Origin of the sequence: Winogradskyella undariae, from assembly GCF_013285155.1 — a bacterium.
GTDB classification, from domain to species: Bacteria; Bacteroidota; Bacteroidia; order Flavobacteriales; family Flavobacteriaceae; genus Winogradskyella; species Winogradskyella undariae.
The window spans coordinates 1-753 of record NZ_JABTEL010000054.1 but is presented as its reverse complement, the minus strand read 5'-3'; the positions used below and the strand labels follow the sequence as shown (position 1 = coordinate 753).

At 26.0% G+C, this 753-nt stretch carries 1 protein-coding gene; it reads right to left on the bottom strand.

Annotated elements, in window-relative coordinates:
- Window positions 1-112 precede the first annotated feature (112 nt).
- Window positions 113-753, bottom strand: a 641-nt coding sequence (locus HSX10_RS18635) for a T9SS type B sorting domain-containing protein (RefSeq protein WP_173589763.1), incomplete at its 5' end; no start/stop codon positions are given.

Genomic DNA, 753 nt, shown 5'->3' with positions numbered 1-753 from the left:
TATGATAATAATTACAGAAGTACTTTAGCAATAAATTAATAAGTTTTTACTTGTTTTTTACCACAGTACTTTGTTGTAAATAGTATTAATTTTCGCGATTATTTTTAATTCATTATCTATTTAAATAAACCCAACCAGATATAGGTTTAGAGTTATTTTTAAATTCTACTATATAAAAATATGTGCTAGTTGGTAATTTGTTTCCAGAATTAGACTGTCCATGCCATTCATTTGTATAATTGTTCTTTTGGTATACACTAGTCCCCCATCTGTTGAAAATTTCTAGTTTTTTTATACCTAATAACGATAAATCAAAAAAATCATTCTTTCCATTATCGTCTGGTGATATACCTTGTGGTATTGAACAAAAAACTTGCTCAATTAATAAAGAGCCAGTTTTTGTGCAATTATTTTTTGTGGTTACACTTACGCTTATGTTTAAAGGTAATTCTTCAATTTCTGAAGTGAAATTTAAATATGAGCTTAGGCTAATCATATAATCACTTTCAATAATATTAGAATTGTTTAGCTGCCAAATAAAACTTGAATCTTGAATACTAAAGGAATTATTTATAGGTACAACTTCTAAAATAAAATCATTTTGATCACAATATTGTTCAATTGTAAAATCAAAATCAGAAAAATAATCTAACATTCCTGAAGCATTATTGCTAGAACAATTAGTATCAACATTAGTTACTATAACAGAATAGATACCATCTATATCGGTTGAAAAAGAACTGACATTACCAG